This window comes from Litoribrevibacter euphylliae, assembly GCF_042646085.1.
Taxonomy (GTDB): Bacteria; Pseudomonadota; Gammaproteobacteria; order Pseudomonadales; family Litoribrevibacteraceae; genus Litoribrevibacter; species Litoribrevibacter euphylliae.
The window spans coordinates 941,087-964,569 of record NZ_JBHRSZ010000004.1 but is presented as its reverse complement, the minus strand read 5'-3'; the positions used below and the strand labels follow the sequence as shown (position 1 = coordinate 964,569).

At 42.4% G+C, this 23,483-nt stretch carries 25 protein-coding genes; 8 read left to right on the top strand and 17 right to left on the bottom strand.

What is annotated here, in order from left to right; translation table 11 throughout:
* Positions 1–15: 15 nt before the first annotated feature.
* From gspK to gspE, 7 genes are read right to left on the bottom strand one after another with little or no spacing between them, the layout of a single operon-like run.
* Complete coding sequence (gene gspK / locus ACFOEK_RS11925) at positions 16–1,053, bottom strand: type II secretion system minor pseudopilin GspK (RefSeq protein WP_386721059.1); 1,038 nt, start codon at positions 1,051–1,053, stop codon at positions 16–18.
* Entirely contained in the window at positions 1,053–1,670 is a 618-nt protein-coding gene (gene gspJ / locus ACFOEK_RS11920; protein WP_386721057.1) for a type II secretion system minor pseudopilin GspJ, read from the bottom strand. Before gspJ ends, gspK begins: the two co-directional genes overlap by 1 nt.
* A complete protein-coding gene (gspI, locus tag ACFOEK_RS11915) occupies positions 1,670–2,086 on the bottom strand; it encodes a type II secretion system minor pseudopilin GspI (protein WP_386721054.1) in 417 nt (138 codons plus the stop codon). Before gspI ends, gspJ begins: the two co-directional genes overlap by 1 nt.
* Positions 2,083–2,634: a type II secretion system minor pseudopilin GspH gene (gene gspH, locus ACFOEK_RS11910; RefSeq protein WP_386721051.1), complete on the bottom strand. Its 552-nt coding sequence runs from the start codon at positions 2,632–2,634 to the stop codon at positions 2,083–2,085. Before gspH ends, gspI begins: the two co-directional genes overlap by 4 nt.
* 49 nt (positions 2,635–2,683) lie before the next feature.
* Entirely contained in the window at positions 2,684–3,124 is a 441-nt protein-coding gene (gspG, locus tag ACFOEK_RS11905) for a type II secretion system major pseudopilin GspG (RefSeq protein ID WP_386721048.1), read from the bottom strand.
* A 37-nt stretch (positions 3,125–3,161) separates the two neighbouring features.
* Positions 3,162–4,385, bottom strand: a complete 1,224-nt coding sequence (gene gspF / locus ACFOEK_RS11900) for a type II secretion system inner membrane protein GspF (RefSeq protein ID WP_386721045.1) — start codon at positions 4,383–4,385, stop codon at positions 3,162–3,164.
* Positions 4,386–4,396: 11 nt separating this feature from the next.
* Positions 4,397–5,926: a type II secretion system ATPase GspE gene (gene gspE / locus ACFOEK_RS11895; protein ID WP_386721042.1), complete on the bottom strand. Its 1,530-nt coding sequence runs from the start codon at positions 5,924–5,926 to the stop codon at positions 4,397–4,399.
* Between the two features lie 305 nt (positions 5,927–6,231).
* On the opposite strand from gspE, the gene ACFOEK_RS11890 reads away from it, so the two are divergent.
* A complete protein-coding gene (locus ACFOEK_RS11890) occupies positions 6,232–6,888 on the top strand; it encodes a hypothetical protein (RefSeq protein ID WP_386721039.1) in 657 nt (218 codons plus the stop codon).
* Between the two features lie 43 nt (positions 6,889–6,931).
* Here ACFOEK_RS11890 and ACFOEK_RS11885 read toward each other — a convergent pair whose 3' ends face one another.
* Positions 6,932–7,855 (bottom strand): putative 2-dehydropantoate 2-reductase, encoded by a 924-nt coding sequence (locus ACFOEK_RS11885; protein ID WP_386721036.1) that lies wholly within the window; start codon positions 7,853–7,855, stop codon positions 6,932–6,934.
* A 111-nt stretch (positions 7,856–7,966) separates the two neighbouring features.
* On the opposite strand from ACFOEK_RS11885, the gene ACFOEK_RS11880 reads away from it, so the two are divergent.
* Positions 7,967–8,122, top strand: a complete 156-nt coding sequence (locus tag ACFOEK_RS11880; RefSeq protein WP_386721034.1) for a hypothetical protein — start codon at positions 7,967–7,969, stop codon at positions 8,120–8,122.
* 69 nt (positions 8,123–8,191) lie between these two features.
* Here the strand turns inward: ACFOEK_RS11880 and ACFOEK_RS11875 are convergent, their stop codons facing one another.
* The 5 genes from ACFOEK_RS11875 to ACFOEK_RS11855 all read right to left on the bottom strand — a co-directional run bounded on the left by ACFOEK_RS11875 (position 8,192) and on the right by ACFOEK_RS11855 (position 11,530).
* Positions 8,192–8,599 (bottom strand): arsenate reductase ArsC, encoded by a 408-nt coding sequence (locus tag ACFOEK_RS11875; RefSeq protein ID WP_386721032.1) that lies wholly within the window; start codon positions 8,597–8,599, stop codon positions 8,192–8,194.
* A gap of 107 nt (positions 8,600–8,706) precedes the next feature.
* Entirely contained in the window at positions 8,707–9,129 is a 423-nt protein-coding gene (locus ACFOEK_RS11870) for a secondary thiamine-phosphate synthase enzyme YjbQ (RefSeq protein WP_386721029.1), read from the bottom strand.
* A 30-nt stretch (positions 9,130–9,159) separates the two neighbouring features.
* Positions 9,160–10,248, bottom strand: a complete 1,089-nt coding sequence (locus tag ACFOEK_RS11865; RefSeq protein WP_386721026.1) for a rhomboid family intramembrane serine protease — start codon at positions 10,246–10,248, stop codon at positions 9,160–9,162.
* Positions 10,245–10,874 carry a hypothetical protein gene (locus tag ACFOEK_RS11860; RefSeq protein WP_386721023.1) on the bottom strand — a complete coding sequence of 210 codons (630 nt, stop codon included), beginning with the start codon at positions 10,872–10,874 and terminating at the stop codon, positions 10,245–10,247. The genes ACFOEK_RS11865 and ACFOEK_RS11860 overlap by 4 nt, the downstream gene beginning before the upstream one ends.
* Before the next feature lie 41 nt (positions 10,875–10,915).
* Positions 10,916–11,530: a riboflavin synthase subunit alpha gene (locus ACFOEK_RS11855; protein ID WP_386721021.1), complete on the bottom strand. Its 615-nt coding sequence runs from the start codon at positions 11,528–11,530 to the stop codon at positions 10,916–10,918.
* A 152-nt stretch (positions 11,531–11,682) separates the two neighbouring features.
* On the opposite strand from ACFOEK_RS11855, the gene trmA reads away from it, so the two are divergent.
* Complete coding sequence (gene trmA / locus ACFOEK_RS11850) at positions 11,683–12,771, top strand: tRNA (uridine(54)-C5)-methyltransferase TrmA (protein WP_386721018.1); 1,089 nt, start codon at positions 11,683–11,685, stop codon at positions 12,769–12,771.
* A gap of 66 nt (positions 12,772–12,837) precedes the next feature.
* Here trmA and ACFOEK_RS11845 read toward each other — a convergent pair whose 3' ends face one another.
* Positions 12,838–13,380, bottom strand: coding sequence for a DUF2058 domain-containing protein (locus ACFOEK_RS11845; protein ID WP_386721015.1), 543 nt, complete (start codon positions 13,378–13,380; stop codon positions 12,838–12,840).
* A gap of 481 nt (positions 13,381–13,861) precedes the next feature.
* Positions 13,862–15,439, bottom strand: coding sequence for an SDR family oxidoreductase (locus ACFOEK_RS11840; protein WP_386721012.1), 1,578 nt, complete (start codon positions 15,437–15,439; stop codon positions 13,862–13,864).
* 561 nt (positions 15,440–16,000) lie between these two features.
* Here ACFOEK_RS11840 and ACFOEK_RS11835 point away from each other — a divergent pair.
* The 4 genes from ACFOEK_RS11835 to msrB all read left to right on the top strand — a co-directional run bounded on the left by ACFOEK_RS11835 (position 16,001) and on the right by msrB (position 19,079).
* Positions 16,001–16,279 (top strand): hypothetical protein, encoded by a 279-nt coding sequence (locus ACFOEK_RS11835; RefSeq protein WP_386721009.1) that lies wholly within the window; start codon positions 16,001–16,003, stop codon positions 16,277–16,279.
* Between the two features lie 24 nt (positions 16,280–16,303).
* Positions 16,304–16,906 (top strand): glutathione S-transferase N-terminal domain-containing protein, encoded by a 603-nt coding sequence (locus ACFOEK_RS11830; protein WP_386721006.1) that lies wholly within the window; start codon positions 16,304–16,306, stop codon positions 16,904–16,906.
* A 198-nt stretch (positions 16,907–17,104) separates the two neighbouring features.
* Complete coding sequence (gene folE, locus ACFOEK_RS11825; protein ID WP_386721003.1) at positions 17,105–17,743, top strand: GTP cyclohydrolase I FolE; 639 nt, start codon at positions 17,105–17,107, stop codon at positions 17,741–17,743.
* A 175-nt stretch (positions 17,744–17,918) separates the two neighbouring features.
* Entirely contained in the window at positions 17,919–19,079 is a 1,161-nt protein-coding gene (gene msrB / locus ACFOEK_RS11820) for a peptide-methionine (R)-S-oxide reductase MsrB (protein ID WP_386721000.1), read from the top strand.
* A gap of 2 nt (positions 19,080–19,081) precedes the next feature.
* Here msrB and ACFOEK_RS11815 read toward each other — a convergent pair whose 3' ends face one another.
* Positions 19,082–19,633 carry a DUF6933 domain-containing protein gene (locus ACFOEK_RS11815; protein ID WP_386720998.1) on the bottom strand — a complete coding sequence of 184 codons (552 nt, stop codon included), beginning with the start codon at positions 19,631–19,633 and terminating at the stop codon, positions 19,082–19,084.
* 249 nt (positions 19,634–19,882) lie between these two features.
* On the opposite strand from ACFOEK_RS11815, the gene rapA reads away from it, so the two are divergent.
* Positions 19,883–22,675: an RNA polymerase-associated protein RapA gene (rapA, locus tag ACFOEK_RS11810; RefSeq protein ID WP_386720995.1), complete on the top strand. Its 2,793-nt coding sequence runs from the start codon at positions 19,883–19,885 to the stop codon at positions 22,673–22,675.
* A 13-nt stretch (positions 22,676–22,688) separates the two neighbouring features.
* Here rapA and ACFOEK_RS11805 read toward each other — a convergent pair whose 3' ends face one another.
* Positions 22,689–23,210 (bottom strand): DUF6942 family protein, encoded by a 522-nt coding sequence (locus ACFOEK_RS11805; RefSeq protein ID WP_386720992.1) that lies wholly within the window; start codon positions 23,208–23,210, stop codon positions 22,689–22,691.
* Between the last annotated feature and the right edge of the window lie 273 nt (positions 23,211–23,483).

Genomic DNA, 23,483 nt, shown 5'->3' with positions numbered 1-23,483 from the left:
TCTGTTTACTGTCTCTTAAAATGTAAAGAGCGGTTTATTAGGGTCTGGTATATATCTCTTACTTAAATCTCGACTTATAACACGAGTTTTTCCATCCGCAGGATCACGAAATAGTACACTATAGGCTTGTACGACGCGATCCCCTAAAAACACTCGACTTTTCAATAAAAAGAAGCTGGTTGCTACGGTAAAATCATTTGCATCTAAATTTCCTGTTACGCCGGCAAATGCCTGATGCTGAAGAAACGTATTAACATCTTTGTAGCCTTCATCTAACTTTTCTCGATCAGCAATCAAAGTATCTACATCAGATTCTGTAATTTTTGAATCCAGTGAAAGAATAACTTCTCGAGGAATTGTATTTACGTTTAACTGAGTAGCTCGCTCAGGCAACGCAGAAAAGAAAGGAGACAGAACATCAAAGAGAACAGGTTCTTTTTGAATACCTTCCATCAACATTAGTTCATCGACACTTGAGAAAAAATAGTTGGGTGTTCGATAGGCAGGAGAATAAACAAGATAATCCCCTTCTTCATGCCCAAGCCCCGTTGGCGAATTATCTTCATCAATCCAATCCGCCATGGACTCGGCAATATCTGAAGGAATTTGTAGATTATTATTGGTAGCAACTTGAGCAATCAGCCGTTTTAACTGTTCAAGCTTTGCAGGAATCACTTTATTATTAGAATCAACTAAGCCATTCAAGTTAAACAGGCCTTGCAAATCAAATAACTCAGCCTCAACTGCACCTTGATTATTTTCAATTGGAAATAATAATTTGTGAGTAAAGGTCTGTTCTTTATAGTCATCAACCAATGGTTCATTGCTCTTCTGGGCAATATCCCAGTCTAGATACAAACCCTGAGTCGCAAGAAGCTCTGCCGATTTAACATAATGGAAGGCTTGCGTTCGAAACACTAAATTACTGGTTAACTGAATATCAAGCCACTGGCGATGAGAAATTGCGGTAATTAAGGCCACCACCAGAGCCGTGATAAACAACACGGAAACGAGCGCTAAACCTTGTTGATGTCGAATTGAAGGCATACTCATCAGTAACTCACAATCTGCTCTAACCAGCGATGTACTTGCTCAGAGTTTGTTGTTATTTCAATTGTGATGGCTTCTGGCAACCTTATTAGATCCGCAGGCGGGGTATTAGAAGGATCAGGGAACCACTCAGTTTTCCACTCTTTAGAATCCAAAACCTTAACTTCCATCTGAGCGATGTTTTCTAATAGTATCTGCTCCCTTGGCACAGTATCTGGAGCCTGATCTAAGACCGGCCATATGTATCGAACCAATTGATCATCTTTTATCTGATACGCCACCCGCTGATAATTCGACAGACGGTTTTTTAATGGGTTAGATAAACCACTCTTTGTGAATTCAACATCACCATAAAGACTGTAACCACCGAGCCTCAAAGAAGGTTGATAATCACCAAACTGGTCACGAATAACTCTAGCGGAAATTTGTCTCAAATCTTGTTGAATGATGGTTGTCGCTAACTGAAAACGTCTTAATTCATCTGCTTGTCCAGACAAATGATCGCGCGTCCTAATGGTTTGACTTAACAAGGTATATGAGGAAATTCCTATCAACGCCGTAATACCGATAGCCAATAACACCTCAAGTAAAGTAAACCCACCGCCACGCTGAATATTCATCAATACTTTCCTTTATACCCTTTCAGCGTAATAACAGGATAATCCTTACCAAACAACTCCCCTTTTTCGGCAACTGATATTTCAATTTCTTTAATATATGTAATTGCAGCAAGAGAAGTAACTTTTCTTGTGATACTCCAGGTCTTTTCACCCATCTCCAAATCGTAGGTCGTTGTCTTAGAGGCCGGAAAGCCTGGTTCCATAATGAAAGTATTCATCTCTTGCTCGGCAATAATCAGCGCTTCTGTTTTTAAATTTAACCTGGCCGCATTATTGATATAAATGGAAGCAGATCGCCCCACAGATACAGCAATCACAGAGAAAATAATCAGAGCAATCATGACTTCAATTAACGTAAAGCCACGAAACGCAGAGGTAGAAGTTATTTTCGAAAAAGACATTGACTTGAGCATCATTCAATGTCCTCCAAATCGAAGGGTAAAACCAACTCTGCCTCAGCAAAGCCATCAGACACTATTTTAATCTGCCAATCCGAATCTGACTCTTCAAATAGTACCATTTCAAAACTGGAATATTCACCACTGGAGAGAAACACAATTGACGGAACAAGCGCATCGTTATCCTCTGGAGATGAAGGATTTTTATATATGTCGTTCAGGCGCTCAGCAATTGGAACACCATCAAGCTCAGTCAATTCAATTTCATAATTAACCGGTCTTGACTTGAACATTCTCTGATTGAGCTGAGCCCACTTGTTATCATCAAAGTCGTAGCTCAGAAAGGAGTAGTTTTCTTTGTCGAAATACCAACCAATTTCTTGGTTATATAGAATGGCGTGTTGACTGGCTTCGGTAAACAGAGCCTGTATACGCTTTCCTTCTTCTATCAAATCACGCTTTGAATTTTTAGTGCCTGTAGTAATGTTTACGGCACTAAAAAGTGCCGCAATCAAAACCATAACAACCAGTAATTCAATCAGCGTAAAGCCACGAGCTTTGTTCATCTGATGGTGTGTGCCTATCAATCCGAGCAACTCAGAACAAAAACGAAACTTACTCGTCCCAAACACTCAGATCAGCGGCATGATCATCACCACCTTCTCGACTATCAGAGCCAAAAGTGAAGACATCAAACGGTTTCTCGTCTGCTGGGCTGATGTACTGATATTGGTTACCCCAAGGGTCTTTTGGAAGTTTTGGAAGATAACCGTCTTTATTCCAGTTCTTTGGCTCTGGGAAACCTGTTGGTTTTGTTACCAGAGCTTCAAGACCTTGCTCTGTGGTCGGATAAGTAAAGTTATCCAACTTATAAAGATCCAAGGCATTAGAGATGGCTTTCAAATCCGACTTTGCAACGGTTACACGTGCTTCATCACTTCGGCCAAGGATATTAGGCGCAACTGCCGCAATCAAAGTTGCAAGAATCACTAGGACCACAAGAATTTCGATAAGAGTAAAGCCTGATTGCTTTTTGTGGTTACCAAGACGAGTCATAAAAAGTCCTTCTAAATTTTATTAATTACTTATAGGTTTAATTAACAAGCGTATTCATTGACATTAACGGCATCATAATAGCCATTACGATAACCATCACAATACCGCCCATAAAGAGGAGCATGAGAGGTTCAAACAGCCCTACCAAGGTAGAAATTAACGACTCAAGCTCTCGCTCCTGTTGTTCAGCCGTTCGCTTCAACATGTTTTCTAGTTCACCAGACGTTTCACCACTGGCGACCATATAGAGCATTAGAGGTGGAAACTTACCTGTTTGTTCCAATGCTTTTTTCAGGCTTGAACCTTCACGAACTTTCTCAGAAGTAACATTAATAGCTTCACGTAACACCCTGTTTTGCATAACTTCTGAGCTTATCGATAAAGACTCAACCAGTGGTACACCGCTGGATGTCAAAATACTAAGCGTACTGGTGAAACGTGAAATATCAGCACCTTGTACGATACGACTGATAAGCGGAAGCTTCAATAACAGTTGATGCACTTTGCGCTCAAAGCCTTCGCTTCGAGTCATCTGAAACTTAATAAACACAACAAACAATATGATACTCAATGCCAGGTACTGGCCATAATTCATCACCCAGTCGCTGACAACGATTAAACCACTGGTCAAAGGCGGGAGTTCTTGTTTTGAAGTATCGAATACTTCAACAATATCCGGCACAACCGTTGTGAGGAGGAATACTACAACACCTACGGCAACTAAACTCAAAATAACAGGGTAAATTGCTGCCATTTTGATTTTTCTAACTGCCATCTGCTGGCGTTCAACATAATCTGCCAAACTTTCTAACACAGAATCAAGATGCCCTGAATGCTCACCTGCAGCTACGGTAGAACGATATAGTTTTGGAAAAGCGCCAGGATATTCACCCAACGCGTTAGCCAAGCTGTGCCCTTCTAGCACCTTAGAACGAATGGCAAGCATCATGGATTTGATGCTTGCTTTCGGGCTTTGATTCGCCACTGCTTGCAAAACTTCTTCAAGAGGCAAGCCGGATTGAACCAGAGTTGCCATTTGACGTGTAAGCAATGAAAGATCTGGCGTAGAAATGTTGCCACGCCCACTGAATGACAACGAAAGATTGCCTACCGACTTCTTTTCTTTTGCCTGTTCAACGCTTAACGGCGTAAAACCTTTATCACGCAAGGCTTGGCGTATTTGGCGAGGGCTGTCACCTTCGATAACGCCTTTCTTTTCCTTGCCGTGGTTATCTAATGCAATGTAATCGAATGCTGCCATGGAACTTAAACCTAATCTTCTCTGGTTACACGAAGCACTTCTTCAACTGTTGTGATGCCTTGAAGTACTTTTTCCATGCCATCTTGACGAATACTTGGCGTTAACGTTCTCGCATAATTGCTCATTTCCTGCTCACCAACACAGGAATGAATCTGATTTCGTAAATGCTCGTCGATATGAATCAGTTCGTAGATACCTTGACGGCCTCGGTAGCCACTGTGATTACAATGATCGCATCCTGTAGGACGGTACAAGGTTACTGGTTCCGCAGTAGTTTCAGGCAAGCCAAGTAGTTCTCTCGTTGCATTATCTGCCTGATACGGTTCTTTACAACTACTACAAAGCGTACGAACCAAACGCTGGGCTAGCACACCTAACAAACTACTTGAAATCAAGAATGGTTCAACGCCCATATCTTGCAAACGCGTCACGGCACCAACGGCCGTATTAGTATGCAACGTTGATAAAACCAAGTGACCAGTTAAGGAAGCTTGCACTGCAATTTCAGCCGTTTCCCGGTCACGAATCTCACCAATCATCACCACATCAGGGTCTTGACGAAGAATGGCTCGTAAGCCACGAGCAAACGTCATATCTACTTTTGTATTTACTTGCGTTTGACCAATGCCTGGCAAGTTATACTCGATAGGATCTTCAACCGTAAGAATGTTTCGACTCTGATCATTAATATCAGACAGCGCAGCATAAAGAGTGGTTGTTTTACCAGAACCGGTTGGACCTGTAACAAGAATAATACCGTGAGGTTTGTTAACTAACCCCCTCATCAGTTTGAAATCACGATCGACCATTCCCAAGTGCGACAGATCAAGGCGCGTTGCGTTCTTATCCAATAAACGAAGCACCACTCGCTCGCCGTTTGATGCGGGCATAGTAGATACACGAACGTCCACTTCCCGACCCGCGATTCTCAATGAAATACGACCATCTTGTGGAATTCGTTTCTCAGCGATATCCAGTTTTGCCATTACCTTAATACGGGAGACCAACAATGGCGCTAATTGACGTTTAGGCTGAACAATTTCCCTCAAAACCCCATCGATTCGGAAGCGAACCGTCAGGCTGCGCTCGAAGGTTTCGATATGAATATCCGAGGCATTTTCTTTAATTGCTTCAGTTAAAATCGCGTTAATTAAACGAATGATCGGCGCGTCATCTTCTTGCTCGAGAAGGTCTTCACTCTCCGGTACCGAATCAGCCAATGACTCCAAATTCATATCATCGCCAATGCCTTCAACCATTTGCATGGCGTCACTGGATTGATTCTGATACTGCTCAGCCAGCAAATTTTCAAACTCATCGTTTGATACTTCAGAAACGTCAAAAGAGCAATTTAAGATGCGTTGAACTTCAGTGAAAGCTGACAGTGGCGTTTCATTCTTGATGTATAAAATTGGCGTTTCATTTTCCTTCATCTGCAAGACAACGCCATGCTTTTTAGCAAAGCTATATGGCAATCTATCCTGGCCTGTCAGTAACGTTGGCGTTACAGAAGGAAGTAAGGTTGAGTCAGCTGTATCCATAAACTGTCCGTCGTCGAAAAATCCGCAGACCGATATTAAAACGAAAGATTAGAAAAAAATAATGACAAAAAGATCATATCTTTGCGGAGTAATCGGAAATATACTTTAAATCTACGTGTTGTTTTGAGAGCTCTGTGTCGTTTTTTACTGTTAAAGTAACAGTGCATGGACTCTATCAGATGCCCCAAATGAGTACAACGCTGTTGTGAGCTAAACGATCTGCTAATGCATGGACGAGGGACTTTATAGGTTCCCTAGCGATCTGTTAATGACTCAAATTGACTGTTAGGAAATGAGGTTGTTGGATGAAACCGAAAGACATAACAAATGAAGAATACCTGAACGACTATTGGAAACTCCGCGAAAGTTACATGGCTGATTTAAAGCATGATAGAGAATTAAGAAAAGAAAACAGAAAGCGTATTGCTGTTTATATTCTTAGAAAACTCCTATGGTCTTTTGGTTTCTTCCCTATTTTCCTTGCAGTATGGATACCACTGCTACTCTCTCACTTCAATTTAGTGGTGTTTTCCCAACAGTTAATCGAATTGTTTACTAGCTTCCTTGCCCAATCACCGAACCTCCAAGCTGCCACCAGTGAAAGCATTTTTATTGCTTGGGCATCCATTGGTTGTATGTTCATGGTGTTCGATTTGGTGCTTACACCCTACCGTTCTCCGTTTGAAGAACAAGCAGATGCCTACATGAAGGCTCGCTACATGATGTTCTCAGAAATTATGGATTCTAAGAAAAAGCCAACGGGTGCCATTCATACCTCGGATCAAGAAGTCGCGGATCACGACATGAGACCTGTCTACAAATGCGAAGACGATATAGATGAGGAAATGATTACGTCCTCTCACATTTCCATTGGCAGCAGCGCCATATCGAAGAAGCACATCAAAGAAGCATCAACCAGCACTACCAGTGCTGACACCTTAGTACATAAGCCCGCTCACTAAGCACCATCTGAAACAAACTCAGAAGAGCCTTCAACTGAAGGCTCTATCCATGATCCATGAAAGATAATAACTGACTCAACATTCGAGTCTTTGGCATTGGTACCTGCACTTTTCCAGCCGCCTCGAGAACTGTCTCATAAATGGCATATAGCTCCATAGGACGACAGTTATCGAAATCGCCTTTCATACTCGGAAAATACGGCGACATATCATCCGTCAAATTCATAAGTTTATCCGCAAAACTCTCATCCAAAGTGCAACCATACGCCTTAGCAGCACGAATCACCTCAAGCATAATATCTTTGATCAATGCCCGACTTTTGCTGTCATCCAGCATCTCCTTGGTTGTTGCATCAAGAATCACTGACAGACCATTAAAAGGGACATTCCAGACCAGTTTTTCCCAACGAGCCTGCGCTAATGAATCAGTCGTTTGGGTTGGAATATTAGCAGCTGTGAATAGCTCTGAAATAAGCGTCAATACATCCTTGGCTGAAGGCTCAGCAGCAAATCGGATACTGCCAAAGTCCTGGTGCTGAATCACGCCTGGCCTAATCTTTTGAGAACAAATAAAACATAAGCCACCAAGAATAGGATTATTCGGGAATTGAGTTTGCAAATCAGACTCCAACCCATAGCCATTTTGCAATGAACAAATGACCGTACTGTCTCCCACAACGGAATCCAACATGGCACTTAACGCTTGGTTAGCGGTAGTTTTAAGTGTAATAAGCACGAGATCACAAACGGGCATTTGCGCAGCAGAACTATAAACATTCACATCATCAAGATGGATGTCATTTGTTTTCAAGGACTCGACGATTAAACCATCTTTTTGAATAACATCTGCATCGGATCTAGCCAAAAAATGAACTTCATTTCCAGCAGCAGCCAGCTTGGCACCGTAATACCCTCCAACTGCACCAGTACCAATAATTGCGATGCTTTTAATACCTTTGACCGACATAAATGAAATCCCTGTAAGTTTTTGACGATTAGAGGCTATTTTGGTTGTTGCTGACTCATTTTTCCAGCTAAGATTTTGTTTAAGTTTTGATCACAAGCAGGAAGATAGAAAATGGAAAGCTCACTCAAGAAAGCATCGGATTTTAGAAAACTGTTAGAACTCATTTCTGCAATGAATCGTGTATATGAATTACGAGAGCGACATGCAGAAAGTGACTTAATTCCTGAAACCCAGAGTATTGCAAAACAAACTAGCTCTCTTCATTAATCCAATACACTGCCCTGCTTAAGTGTGTGTATTGGATTTAGAGAATATCAGATATAAATAGTATCAACTCTAGCAAAGCATTTGTTTAAGTCCTTCGACCTTCGCTTTAATTTGATCTCTAATCACATCAAATTGCTCAGATTCAAGGTGCTTAGGGTCTGGAATTTCCCAATCCATAAACTCTTTTGCATCTATCTCAGGGCAATAATCACCACATCCCATAGTAATGGCTAAATCAAACTCCGCCGTTGGTAACTCAGCCACTTTTTTTGAAGAATGAAGACTTAGGTCGTAACCTACCCGATGCATGGATTCGATGGCTTTTGGATTGACAATACCTGATGGTTTTGAACCACTACTAAAAGACTCACACATCTCCGACAATAGCTGCTTTGCAAAGGCCTCTGCAATTTGGCTTCGGCAGGAATTTTCTACACATAAGAACAGGACTTTCTTTGAAGGCGTGTTTTGATACATAAACTTCCCTATTGTTTTAAATGACTTAAAATAAAATTAGCTTCTCTTCTTAGTCATTACAAAAAACGAAAAGTTTTAAATCGTGATTTATTCAGCAGTTCACAGAGTTATTGCCCTTGAACTGTGGCAATAATCCGCCGCGATCCTCCATGATCTCGATGCTCACCAAGATAAATCCCTTGCCAAGTCCCAAGAGCTAATCGCCCTGACGTAATAGGAATTATTAGCGAAGGCCCGACCAACACCGTTTTAAGATGCGCTGGCATATCATCGGCACCTTCGTATGTATGTTCATAGTAAGGCGCATTTTCAGGAACCATGACATTAAAATGCTTTTCCATATCGGAACGGACACTCGGATCACAATTCTCATTAATGGTCAGCGAAGCCGAAGTATGCTGAATAAAGAGATTCAAAAGACCAATCTGATAGCTGCCTATTTCATTCTGAATAGACTTTACAATCTCGTCAGTTACTAAATGAAATCCTCTTGATTTTGCTGACAGTTTGATTTCTTTTTGAGACCACATCAATGCCACCTGCCCTTAATTACCCCATTGTTACCGCCGAACCTTAACGCTTTCTTCGGCCAAAAAGCGCACTACGGGGTTATTCCTATATACAAATGTTTTAAGAAACACACCAAGCCCTAGTCCGACAACAAAACCACCGATGTGCGCCCAGTAATCTACACCTCGACCTCCAATCAACATCACAAAAATATTGTCCAGTGCCAACCAGATAGCGAAATACCAAACAGCTGACAACTTCTTCTGGAACACAACGAACATAAAGGTCAGGCTGGCAAAGCGGAACCATACAATATACATCCCAAACAATGCAGCAATTGCACCACTGGCACCGACACTTGGAATCGGGCTTCCCCAGTTCATCGCAACACTAATAATACTTGCACTGATGCCACTTAAGAGGTAAAGCAAGAGAAATCGCCAACGACCCAATACATCTTCCAAGTTGTCACCAATCACAACCAGAAAGTACATATTGCCAAACAGGTGCATAAAGTCACCATGTAGAAAAGTCGCGGTTAACAGTGTCCATAACTCTTGACCTTGGGCTAAGTCCGCAGGTCGACTGGCAAAGTTTTCGAATATCCCGGCAGCTAAACCTGGTTGAAACCCGTAAATGGCATAGATCAAACAGTTCAAAACTACCAAAACCCAAGTCACGACAGGTACACGATGAGGTTTGAGGTTGTACTCCACCGGGAACTTAATCAATAGTTGAAACAACCAAGTCTTAATCGAGAGTTTTTGATTAAGATTAGATAAGGCTTGATGAATCCTTGGTGAATGCTCTACCTTTTCAAGTTCATCATAATCGACCCAAACCCCATCACATTGGTGACACAGATCTACTTCAACATCATAGTCATTGAGCAACTGAAAGCGATGAAGCTTCGCGTCACATCCAGGACATGATAGCGCTGTTGGGCCGAGATCTTTTCCTAGCAACCCTTCAAAGTCAGAGTCGTCTTCTCCATTATCCACTTTTGAGATGATGCTATTGAGCTCACCGTGCTCAAACCAAACCCCTGCACATTGACGACAGACATCCAACTCTTCATCGTGATAATGCGTTACTTGCAAGCGCTCATAACGACAGTGAGGGCAATTCTTAGAACTCACTTCGAAGCCTCGTCTTGAAGAGAAGAATCTGATTGCGTTGAACTAATGCTTTCGACAACCACATCATATTCTTCCAGATAAGCAGCAAGATCTTGAGCATTTGTTAAAAGCTTTGGCAGAACCACCTTCTCCATTCGATCAACAACTTCATTCATGAGTTTACTGGCATGGGCTGGCCCATAAGTGAAGGCTTCTCGTTTCTCGATTATATCGTCTACCTGAACATAGAAACGACGAATCTCGCCAAGAAAGAAACTCGGTGTTTCTAATGTGGCTTGAGAATACTTCATGGTTTCCCAAACATAGCGACTGACCTTTGGCGAGTTATCACGAATAATCTTTGCAGGCACCCCACGGCTTAAATAAGCCTTATCATACTCGCGGAGAATTCGGATGTTATCGCTGACCTCTTCATACAAAGATGCACGGAGATAATAATTATTCTGTTTAGAGGTCACATCATCAAAGATAATCGCTTGTTGCAAGCCAGCTTGTGCTGCCAGGTACACACCCGCGATCGTCGCAATAATCATTAAAATGTGGCCAACCCAAAAGCCTGAGTTAGTTAATTCCCGATGATTAAGTTTCTTGGCCGACTTTTGAACACCCGTCTGAATTGAAGGCATAATAATCTCCTTGTTAACTTCTTATCCTTTAATTGAAAAATCTAACTAGAACGTTCTGAAAGGTATCGCTCAACCGTATCAACAATGGTCTGTGTGGAAGGATCGATCTCGAGGTTAATCTTATCTCCAACCTGAGCATCACCAAACGTCGTCACATTAAGGGTTTCGGGAATCAGATGAATGGAGAAACGACCTTGATCAACCTTTTCTCCAATGGTGAGGCTACAGCCATCCAACGAAACAAACCCTTTAGGCATCAAATACTTACTCCACTTCGGATCAGCTTGTAAATAAATTGCGGTATTCGTCTCGGTTGCTTCAATGCGTGCAATTTCAACCGTATCGCAGATATGCCCGGAAACCACATGACCGCCAATTTCATCGCCATAAGCGGCAGCACGCTCAATATTCACTTTACTTCCAACGTCCAAGCTTCCTAAATTAGTAAGGCGTAACGTCTCATCGATTACATCAAAATGCACCTTAACTTCGTCGATCTCGACCACGGTTAAACAAACACCGTTATTGGCCACACTGGCACCAATTTTTAACCCTTCCACCAAGGCCTCGGTCAACTCCACGACAATTCGGCGCAGCTGATCTTGTTCACGGATTTCAACGACAGAAAACTTATTGGCTACAATTCCGGTAAACATAGTGAATTCCTTTAGATGACTGGTACTAAAATAGCTTGGGTAAGCGTTGAGTAAGCAATAAAGCCGCGTATAATAGCACGCCTCATAAAATCTGCGATCACCCAGCTTGGGTTCTTTATTGAATTTATTCGCTGCCAAATCAGGAACAATCTATGCCGACATCAGCTGTGGCTCCCGAAAACTACGACGCCCTACTCGAAGAAAAGTCCAAAACAGTTCGTGAAATGTTTAACGATCTTTATCAAGGTGAGTTCGACATTATTTCTTCAAAACCAACCGGTTTCAGAATGCGTGCAGAGTTCAAGGTATGGCACCAAGGCGATGATTTGTACTACGTCATGTACAAAAAAGGCGAACCTAAAAAGCCGTACCGAGTAGATGAGTTTCTGATTGCGGACCAACAAATTCAATCGTTAATGCCAGCTCTGCTAGATGCAGTACGAGACAATCAAACGCTTCGCAAGAAGTTGTTCCAAGTGGAGTTTCTAACCACACTTTCTGGCCAGAAATTAGTGACGCTCATTTACCATCGTCAACTTGATGAAGCTTGGCAAGAAGAAGCTAAAAAGCTGGAACAACTTTTAAATGTCATGGTGATCGGCCGAGCTCGTAAGCAACACTTGGTCTTAACACAGGATTATGTAGAAGAAGAACTGACCATCTTCGATCAGAATTTCACCTACAAACAAATTGAAGGTGGGTTCACTCAGCCAAATGCAGAAGTGAATCAGGAAATGATTATGTGGGCCTGTGATCGAGCCAAAGGCATTGATGGTGATTTGCTGGAACTTTACTGTGGTAATGGAAATTTCACTTTACCGCTGAGCAAATTCGCCAATAAAGTGCTTGCGACAGAAATTTCAAAAACCAGTGTACGAGCAGCCGAATACAATATTGAGAAAAACGGTTGTGAGAATATTCGAGTGGCCCGCTTATCGAGTGAAGAATTCACCGAGGTTAACAATAAAACCAAAGAAACGCGTCGACTGCCTCAAGAAGAACTTGAAACCTATAACTTCGCCAGCGTATTTGTCGACCCACCCAGAGCAGGCTTGGACGATGGAACCCGTGCGCTTGTCAGCAATTACGATCACATTATCTATATTTCATGCAATCCGGAAACGCTTCAACGAGACTTAGAAGCGCTTTCAAAGACCCATCAAATTGAGCGCATGGCCATGTTTGATCAGTTTCCTTATACTGATCACGCCGAATGCGGTGCGTTTCTTAAACGAAAATAACCGCAAAGTACATTAACAAAAAAGGAGTGCATTGCACTCCTTTTTTGTTTCAGTATTTTCTAATAATTACCACATCAGATCGTCAGGAATCTGATAATCCGCGTACCAATCCTCTTCATCTTCCGTCAGCGCTTGCTTATCGTTTTGCACAATGACTCGCGTTTCATCACGCTGTGCAATTTTCTCCGCTACCGGCGCAGGAACCACTTCATATTGATCGCCAAGCTTCACAATACATAGACGACCTTTACTTAACTGCTCGATTACCGCATCCGACAGGTAAATAGTTTTTACCTTCTTACCATCAGGAAAATTGTAGGCCGTTCCTTCTGGGCTTTTCGCAATTGCGTTTGCCAGCGTCATTTGTTTGATTTGTGCCGCAATCGCTTTACGTTCTGCTTTTTCTTTCTGCTGAGCATTAAGCTCTTTATCTTTCTCTGCTTTGGCCTGTTTAGCTTGTTCTGCCGCTAATTTAGCGTCATCAACCACCTCTGCACCGCCATGACGTGCCTCTTTATGCTTTTGATAAGTATCTTTCTTCGCTTTTTTTACTTGCTTCTCAGAGACCAATCCAGCTTTCAATAATTGATCTTTTAATGATCCGGACATATTTCACCAAATAACGTTTCTACAAACCGTGCATCACAAAATGCGCATCAAATAATCACAATAATTTCAGGGGCTGAGGATAAAACCAAATCGACAGAATTTGAACCTCTTTAATGACTTTGATCTAAAATCAGCCTTAAGAATTCAACTTCCCAGAAACGAAAAAGCCCTGGTGGTTCACCAGGGCTTATAAGTAGATAAAGGCTACAGCAAACCTGGGAACCTCTGAATAAGTCTCACTCTGCTCAGGCCTATAAGAGAAATGACTATTTGAGGCGCGGTTTTGAAGGCATAACGGGTTACGTCAAAAAACAGCAACAAAAAAGAGGCATTTCTCTTAAGACCCCAAGGGGCGGGGCTTTAAAAGTGCTATAACTGCGTTGAACTTCTTGAAAAGGTCTAGACATTCTCTACGAAGTCCGCCTTGTTCTAACACTTTTCTAGCACCCGCTGAGCTAGAGCGGACTTGTTCAGAGATTCCCTAGCTTGCGGCTTTAACACCAGCCTTTGAAGATGATGACTTCGCCTTACTAATGCTCTTAACTTGAGCAGTTTGAGGCTTTTCTGTGCTATCGCCTTGTTTTTTGTCGATCAGTGCGTATTTTTCTAAACCTGCAAGATGGGTTTTACTGAAATACTGTTTCCAATCGATGATCTTAGGGTCTACCGCGTAATCTTGGTTATCTGCAACACCCAACTCTTCCGCAAGTGCAAGTAACTTACCGTTATGGAATCTGTATTTAGGCTGAGAGTAGAAAGCAAATACCGTTGACAGTTTTGCTGCAGTATCAATGTTCTTATGGAAGCCCCACTTTTCATCATGAAGACCTAGGATTGATCTTGCGCGCTGAGCAAAGTCCAAAGGCATCTGCACAGCTTTCATTGCGTTATCAAATGCCGCTTGCGGAGCCAATGGGAAATAATCTGCAGGACGCTTACCACGGAACAGTTTCGGATAGGCCTCAAAGTTCGCAGTCCCTTCGTCCACCATGTAGTCACGCAACTGACCAATACGAGCAGGGTTTGAACCACTGCTGCAGCTTTGATAAATATTGCACTGGTTTGGAGACTTAAAGGTTTTAGCCATGGCCAACACAATAGAGTTTGCTACCAAATCTGCCGGAATAATATCGATTACAGCGTTAGAATCACCAGGGAACATAGCGATCTTGCCACGAGCATAAGCAAAGATAATCGCATCTGCCACTTTTACCCCTTCGATCCAGCCAGGTTGAGGTCCTAAAACCGTACTCTCAATAATCGCTGGGCGAACAATGGATAATGACTTGTTGTACAGTTTCTCCATAAGAAGCTGCTCACCCATCCACTTAGTGAATGTGTAGGTATCATTCCAGCCGTACTTGTGTGCTTCTTCGATACCAAGGTCAACCAGCATTTTAGACAGCTGCTCTTTCGACTTAGCTTTTTCTTTAACTTTGGAGATTTTCTTCTTCAGTTTCTGAACAACGTCATGAATCAGATATTGACCCATTTCATTTCTAGGGAACGGAAGACCTGCTGGCGGCTTAGTTTCTTCATAAATATCGCCCGTATTGAAACCGTGAACATAACAGGTAGATATTTGAACGACAGGAATATCCCCTGCTTCTGACAATTCAAGTAAGTTGTGTAGACAAAGGGTATTAATAGTAAGCGCTTTATCCAATTCTTCACGGAAGTTCACACTTGCAGCAGAATTAACAATCATGTCTAGCTTATCAGCTAGGGCTAGGAAATCATCATCATTCATACCGAATTTTGGCTGAGTGATTTCACCTGCAACAACATGGACTTTTTCATCACATAGTTCATCAAATGCAGCAGCGTCTTGAGAACGCATATGATTAAAAACAGTAGAACTTTGGATTTCTGCTTCAAAACGCTCACGAATTGAAGCGTACTTTTTACTACCACGAACAAGCAGATGAATTCCGCCAATGTCCGGATTCGTGCGTAACAGTTTTTCTAGCAGTACTTTCCCCAGAAAACCAGTACACCCCGTTATTAAGATATGTTTACCAGCCAATTGCTGATTAATCACCGTATCTTGAGTTCCCATTATTATTTCCCTTTAAGCTTCTAAAAAATTCTTTTCAGTTCGTCCAATGATCTTTTTGTAACTTTTCGTAAATAAAACCACTTCAAATGTAGCTATTCAATGACAAAGTTACGACAATCACTAGAAATTTGACCTTGTGAACACTTAGAGTATTTACACTAAAAAATTCTTTTAAACCCAATAAAAACCTGGCTTCCAGACAAGATAAAATAGAGCAATTACTTTATCTCGACTCATACTACCGCTCTAAGCGCTGTGTAAACTTTAGTAACTTCCCAGTTCTATTGCTGACAATTTACTCAGTAATCCATGTAATCTATTCATTGATTCTTATGTAAACCATCAAACTCACATATGTTCACTGCATAATTGACAGCAATTCTAATAGAGCATTCATTCAAACCTTCGAGAAAGTTATTCATATCAGATAGTTAGAATCGTCATATCAATCAAAGAAAGTTAAAGAGTCGATCCAAGTAAAAGTACTTGAAGAAAGGGATTTCCCCAGTAACAATCATCACTTGACTTAAGACTCAGCCAAGAATTCATTCCTGAACGCCTATGAAAACACTATTAAGACGACTCTTTAATCCGGTTTTGTCACCGTTTGAACGTGGTGATGAGCCATTTTCCTACAAACCACTCAATCGCAAGATTCTAATCTTTGTCAGCGCGGTATTTTTAGCGCTTGCAACCTTGGTCTGTTATTTAATCCCTGCAGAGGCTGACCCCGGCTATTACATACCCGTAATCGTTTTCGGATGCGTAGGTGGAGTCGGCTTAATTGTTGGTGCGCTAGGAAACGAACGGGCCGTTGCTAAAATTTGGAACAATAAATAGATAGACCAAGCTAAGGATAAAGCCATGGAACTGATTGCATCTCTCACCAGCCCATTTGCCCGAAAAATACGAGTCGTATTAGAAGAAAAGCAGCTTAAATACAAGCTTCACGAATCCATCCCTTGGGAAGCGGATACTGACGTGGGTGATTACAACCCGCTCGGAAAAGTCCCTGCACTGGTTGACGAAGGTAAAACATGGATTGATTCAGCGGTAATTGCTGAATATCTGGAAACAAAGGTATCAAAGCGAAAACTGATTCCCGATGAAAGGTTGGCAGCAGTTGAAGTCAAACATGCAGAAGCGATGGCAGATGGTATTTGCGAAGCAGCGATTGCTATATTTCTTGAGCGAAAACGCCCTTCAGAATTACAAAGCTCAACCTGGATTGAGAGACAACAAGGAAAAATCCAAAAAGGCTTCCATTATCTGAATCAGCAAGTCGCAGGTAAAGATTATGTATGTCACAACAACTTTAGCTTAGGTGATATCGCTATCATCTGTCTTATGGAATGGTACTCCTTCCGACTTTCAGAACATCAATGGCAAACCGAGTACCCAGAGCTCTCCAGATATTGTGAAGGGCTTAGCCAACGACCATCGTTTCAGGCAACTCAACCTAAATAATTCCCCATAGAAAAGAGCGTAACACACCTTAAATTGCGCTCTTTGTTCTAAAAGCTTCTGCTCAATTTGTCTTTCGTATGAGATAGCCTAGGATATTTGTCAGAATTATTAGAATTTTGTGAGAAATTTGTTAAAGTTGCCGCCCTAGTACGAACTATTATTATTTTCGACTGATTGAGTCGGTTATTTGGAGCTCTTATGTTGTCTGAAGAAGCAAGAAGTGTCAGAAAAGCACTCGTAGAAAAAGGCTTGGAAACGCCTCTTGTTGAAACAGGGCTCAGCAATGAGCAGAAGTATGAGCGCATTAAAGGCCTGATGACCGAAGTGGTTGGCACGCTTGGTTTGGATCTTACCGATGATAGTCTGGCGGAAACACCGCACAGAATCGCCAAGATGTACGTTGAGGAAATATTTTCTGGGTTAGATTATTCAGCGTTTCCTAAAATGGCTTTAATCGAGAACAAAATGTCCGTTGATGAAATGATTAAGGTTCAGGACATCAGCCTAACTTCAACGTGCGAACACCACTTTGTTGTTATCGATGGGACAGCAAAAGTGGCTTACATCCCTAAAGATAAAATCATCGGCCTTTCTAAAATCAATCGAATCGTACAATTCTTCGCTCAACGCCCTCAAGTTCAGGAGCGTCTAACTCAACAGGTTCTAATTGCCCTACAAGCACTTCTAGAAACAGAGAATGTTGCGGTAACAATCAGTGCAACTCACTACTGTGTAAAAGCACGCGGCGTAAGAGATGTAAATTCCTCAACCGTCACAACCTCTTTAGGCGGCGCGTTCAAATCAAACGCTACCACTCGCGCTGAGTTTCTTCAGTAGAACAACCATCAATAGAACCAGTATAGCGACTGCTTAACCACATAATGTAACCAAGCTCCTTGTGATCATTTAAATTGGCTGCAACCTTTTTCTAAGACTCTTGTCCTAATTGTTATAAAAACATACTTAGCATATTTATAACATTCGCCTCTTTAGGGTGGGACAGGAGCGGAAAATGAAAAAACGGTTGGCTGTATTCGCCACATTTCTTTTAGCAATTCCTTTATGGGTTCTTTCTTCCGAGAATCCAAACCAATCTGCAAACCCGAATCAAGCATCTAATGTTTCCGGCTATAAAGTAGCAACCTTAGCTGGTGGCTGTTTCTGGTGCACGGAATCCGATTTAGAAAAGCTGCCTGGCGTTATCGATGTTGTTTCTGGTTATTCAGGCGGTCACATCGAAAATCCGACCTACAAGCAAGTATCCTCAGGAAAGAGCGGTCATATTGAAGTCATCCAGGTGACCTACGACCCAACAAAAGTAAACTACTCTCAAGTCCTCGACCATTTCTGGCGTCATATTGATCCTACAGATTCGAAAGGTTCGTTTGTTGATCGCGGCCCTCAGTATCGACCTGCGATCTTCTATCACGATAAAACTCAGCTCGAACAAGCAAAAACCTCTATTCAGCTTCTTGAAAGCACCATGGTCTACAGCAAACCAGTAGACACTGAACTCATCGAGTTCACTAAGTTCTGGCCTGCAGAAGATTATCATCAGAACTACTACAAGAAGAACCCGATTAGATACAACTACTACCGTTATCGCTCAGGTCGCGATCAGTTTTTGGATACAGTATGGGGCGAAGATCGCAAAGATAATCCGAAAACAGTTGCTGATGTTGCAGCCATGAAGCAAGGAGCCAGCGCTCCAACCACTAGAAACTACAGCAAGCCATCAGATGACATCCTCAAACAGCAGCTAACCCCATTACAGTATGAAGTGACACAGGAAGAAGGCACAGAGCGCCCATTTCAGAACGAATACTGGGATAACAAAGCCGCCGGTATCTATGTTGATATCGTCTCAGGCGAACCTCTCTTCTCATCAACTACCAAATACAAATCTGGCACAGGCTGGCCAAGCTTTTACGAGCCTATCGATTCTGATTTCATTGTAGAGAAAACAGACTTCAAATTAGTGTTTCCTCGGACAGAGGTTCGAAGCAAATTTGGCGATTCACATCTGGGGCATGTCTTCGAAGATGGCCCTAAACCTACAGGCCTTAGATACTGCATCAATTCTGCATCTTTGAAATTCATCCCAGTAGAAGAGATGGCTGAAAAAGGCTACGACAAGTATCTTCACTTGTTCGAACAAGTTGCGTCCAAGTAATACTATTTATCGGAAGAAAATAGATTACTAGCAATTAGTTCACTAAATAAATCATCAGGGCGGCACCATTGGCCGCCCTTTTTTATGATTCTCTGATTGATCATTTCATTCAATCTCAACGGATTCCACATCAACAGATTAGGACGATCTTCCAGAAGATTGTGCAAGTCCTGCCAAGCAACACTCAACATCTCTTTTGTTTTGTTATTGGATTGATCATCAAACACCACAGGGCCGGATTGAAGCAGCAATTGACGGGCTTCCGATGATGAAAAACCAAGATCTTCAACTGAAGCCATCAGGTTTTCCCGAACCATATCAGGAAAGAACTCATACTCAGACGCGTCCACCCCAGGAAAAGACAAGATGTAACCTGTGTCATCATGACAAAGCAATACGCAACAAGAATTTGCATACGGGAAACGATGAGCATGCCATTGCCAAATACTGTTTTGCTCCTGGCTACGTTTTCTGATGGCTTCAGGTGCAGAGTATTTTCGCGCAACTTGATCATTTAAAAATGGCAATAAGCTACGAGTCAGATGAATTAGCAAGCAGAAGCTCCAATAGCGAGTGAGGAAAAAACGAGCAAAAAGCCATGATTAGTAAAGTAAGAACAACAGATCATCCGAAAGATCAAAATAACCCTAGCTTTCCGCTTAACTTTGAAAATATATCTTCTAAAGTTAGTTTTCCACTGATTATTTCTCAGATGGTAATGAAATGATTACAAAGTGAGATTGATATCATTCAGTGAGTCGTTACAATGGCGCGCCTGATTTTTATGTGTGCATGAGGTTTTTATGAGTTTTTCAGTCGGTCAACGCTATTTGAGCACCACGGAGCTTGAGTTAGGTTTAGGAATCATTACTCAAGTAGATCATCGAATGGTCGAGATCTTTTTCCCCGCCGCTGAAGAACGTAGAACCTACGCGTCCAATAACGCTCCACTTTCCCGAATTTCCTATAAAATCGGTGATGTCATTACCGATCGTGATAGCAATGAATACAAGGTTTTGGATCTCACCGATAATAATGGCGTTTACATCTATTTTGTCGAAGATGCGTCTGGCGAGACTCGTCCAATGCCAGAACTTGAGATCGGAGACCAGGTAGCATTAAATGCGCCATGGGAACGCCTTGCTGCGGGTAATATCGACGGAAGCCAATGGTTCCATTTGAGATATCGCAGCTTGTTAGAGCGTGAACGCCTTGAGCAAGCCCCATATTATGGCTTGATGGGACCACGAATATCGCTTACACCACACCAGTACTTCATCGCAAACAATGTAGCTAAGCGCCCTGCTCCACGCGTGTTATTAGCGGATGAAGTTGGACTGGGTAAGACCATCGAAGCGGGTTTGATTATCCATCAGCAGCTTATGACAGGTCGTGCGGGTCGCGTTCTAATCTCGGTTCCTGATACCTTGGTTCATCAGTGGCTGGTTGAGATGCTTAGAAAGTTCAACTTGCATTTCAGTGTCTATGACAAAGAACGCGCACTTGAAGCCGATGCCTTTGAACAAAACCAGTTAGTACTTATCTCCAACAAACTATGGCATGACGAAGCGATTTTGGAATCGGCATTGTCTGCTGACTGGGATTTGATGGTTGTCGACGAAGCACACCACCTACACTGGTCGGAAACAGAAGTTAGTCCTGAATATGAACATGTTCAGAAACTATCCCAAAAATCAGCTGGCTTACTGCTGTTAACGGCAACGCCTGAACAGCTAGGGCTTGAAGGTCACTACGCACGTTTGCACCTTCTCGACCCTCAAAGATTCGATAGCCTTGAGCAGTTTAAGACTCAAGAGGAACGCTATTTTGAAGTATCATCGTCAATCAACGAGCTAATTGATGCGTCTGAAGTCTCTGCAGAGAGTCTCGATAAGATTCAAGCCATGTCAGACGATCAAATCCTTGCCGATCTAGTTGATGCGATGCGCGAGCAGCAAAGCTCCGACAACAAAGAGAAGCTAATTAATCACTTGATTGATCATCACGGTACTGGTCGTGTTCTCTTCCGAAACACACGATCAGCGATTAAAGGCTTCCCGCAACGGGTCTTGGTAGAGAAAGCGCTGGAAAAACCTGGGCTCTATTCAACGTTCAAATTAACACCTGAAACTGAATTAGAATCGGATCAATGGGCTGAAATTGACCCACGTGTTGATTATCTGGTTGCTCTGTACAAAGAACTCAAAGATAAGCTATTAGTCATCTGCCAAAATGCAGAAACAGCGCTTGCACTTGAAGATCATTTACGCCTAAGAGAAGGCCTAAAAACAACAGCGTTCCACGAAGGCATGACCATCATCGAACAGGACAGATCAGCGGCCTACTTTGCTGATTTGGAAGAAGGCGCGCAGCTTCTTATCTGTTCAGAAATCGGCAGTGAAGGCCGTAACTTCCAGTTCGCTCATCATATTGTGATGTTTGACCTGCCATCACACCCTGACTTGTTGGAACAACGTATCGGTCGTCTGGATCGTATTGGTCAAACCGAAGACATCAAAATTCATGTGCCATTCTTCACCGGTACAGTTCAAGAAATCTACAAACGTTGGTATGACGAAGGCCTAAGTGCATTCTCTCAAGCGTGCGCTACGGGTGATGCGCTGATTCAAAAATATCAGGAAGAGTTGAATCAATGCATTATCTCTATAGATAGCGCACAAATCGATAATCTGGTGAATGAGACAGCTAAAGATAACGCCGAACTCAAAGCTAAAATTGAAAACGGCCGTGATCGCCTGTTGGAATTAAACTCTTGTCAGCCAATCGCTGCACTTAACATCGTTCATGAGATTGAAGACTTCGAATTCGATGATCCTAAAAAATTCATGGACACGGCGTTTAACTGCTTTGGTGTAGACAGAGAAAGGCATTCAGAAAACACTTGGGTTATTCAAGCTGGCGAACAAATGCTGACGGACCACTTCCCTGGAGTTACAGACGAAGCAACCACCGTCACCTATGACCGTGAACGCGCGCTAGAACGAGAAGACTTCCAGTTCTTAACGTGGGAACACCCAATGGTGACTGGCGTGATGGATCTGGTGTTGGATCATCACTATGGGAATGCCGCATTTACCCTGATTAAAGATCAAAGGCTTCCTGCAGGTACCCTATACATAGAGACATTACACTCCCCGATTGTTCAGGCCTCAAAAGCCAGCCAATGCTATCGCTTCATGCCTACTTCGGTGATTCGTCATGTTGTGTCTCATGACAATAAAGATTTCACTCAGTATCTGACCGATCAACACATTCACGAGCACCGCCAGAAAATCAGTAAGGCACTTCGCCATGAAGTGATTAAGTCCCAAAAAGACTTAATCTATAAAGTGTTCCAGGTAGCGGAATCTCAAGCCAAGAAAAAACTTTCTGGCATCATTAGTGAAGCACAGCAAAAAGCAACGCAAGCACTGGATCTCGAAATCAATCGTTTAACGTCACTCAAGAGCATCAACCCTAACATTCGTCAGGAAGAAATCGATGCATTGGCTACTCAGAAGGAAGCGTGTCTGGAAGCCATCCAAGGCTGTCAGATAAAACTGGAAGCCATTCGCGTTATCGTTAACGGCAGTTAATCTATTTACTCACTCATTCAGAGCTGATTCGTTCATGAATCAGCTCGACGAGTTGCGCAATCTTAATATTCGACAGCTGACGATAATCAAAATACGGACAGACCAGCCAATTTCTGCCGATGACTTGAGCAAAGCTCTGATCTAACCAATGAAGGCGCTCACTTACGCCTATTGCCTCCGCACACTTCTTACCCGTTATCAAAACCAACACCTCTTCAGACAAGAGATCGGCTTGTTTCCTAAGCTCGTCTTTATTGCCAAAGCAAAGCAACTGAAATGCTCCCTCTGAGCCTAGAAGGTAGTTATCTCGATAGTCTTGCCATGTCTCAAGGGACTTATGATCCAAACCCAATAAATGACACAGTTTTGCGTAGGTGTTAAAAATCTTTCGCCAGTTATTGCCACCGATCTTATTAATTAACTCTCGCCACTCCAGAGTTAAAGGGTGAATACATCCTTCTGATTTCTCAGTCCCCTCCGGTAAGTCATGCAAAATAAGAACAGTTACTCTGGCTGACGATGAACCAATAATCATGAATTAACACTCATACACAAAATTTGAGGCACCTATCTTAGGTATCCTTCCGAAAAATTACTACGAAGCTTTCAGACTTCAACGTCTAATTTATGGTGCCCGATAGAACACTTGAAAAACGACGCTTTGTTTATTGGTTGAGCCTACACCAGAAAATTGCGCACCCAAGTTGAAGAGATTGCCCTTTCCTGCCTTACGCCATCAACCGTTTATCCATTGGTCAACTGATACATGTCACTTGGGCACTGCCATTAATTGATCTTCTTATCAACT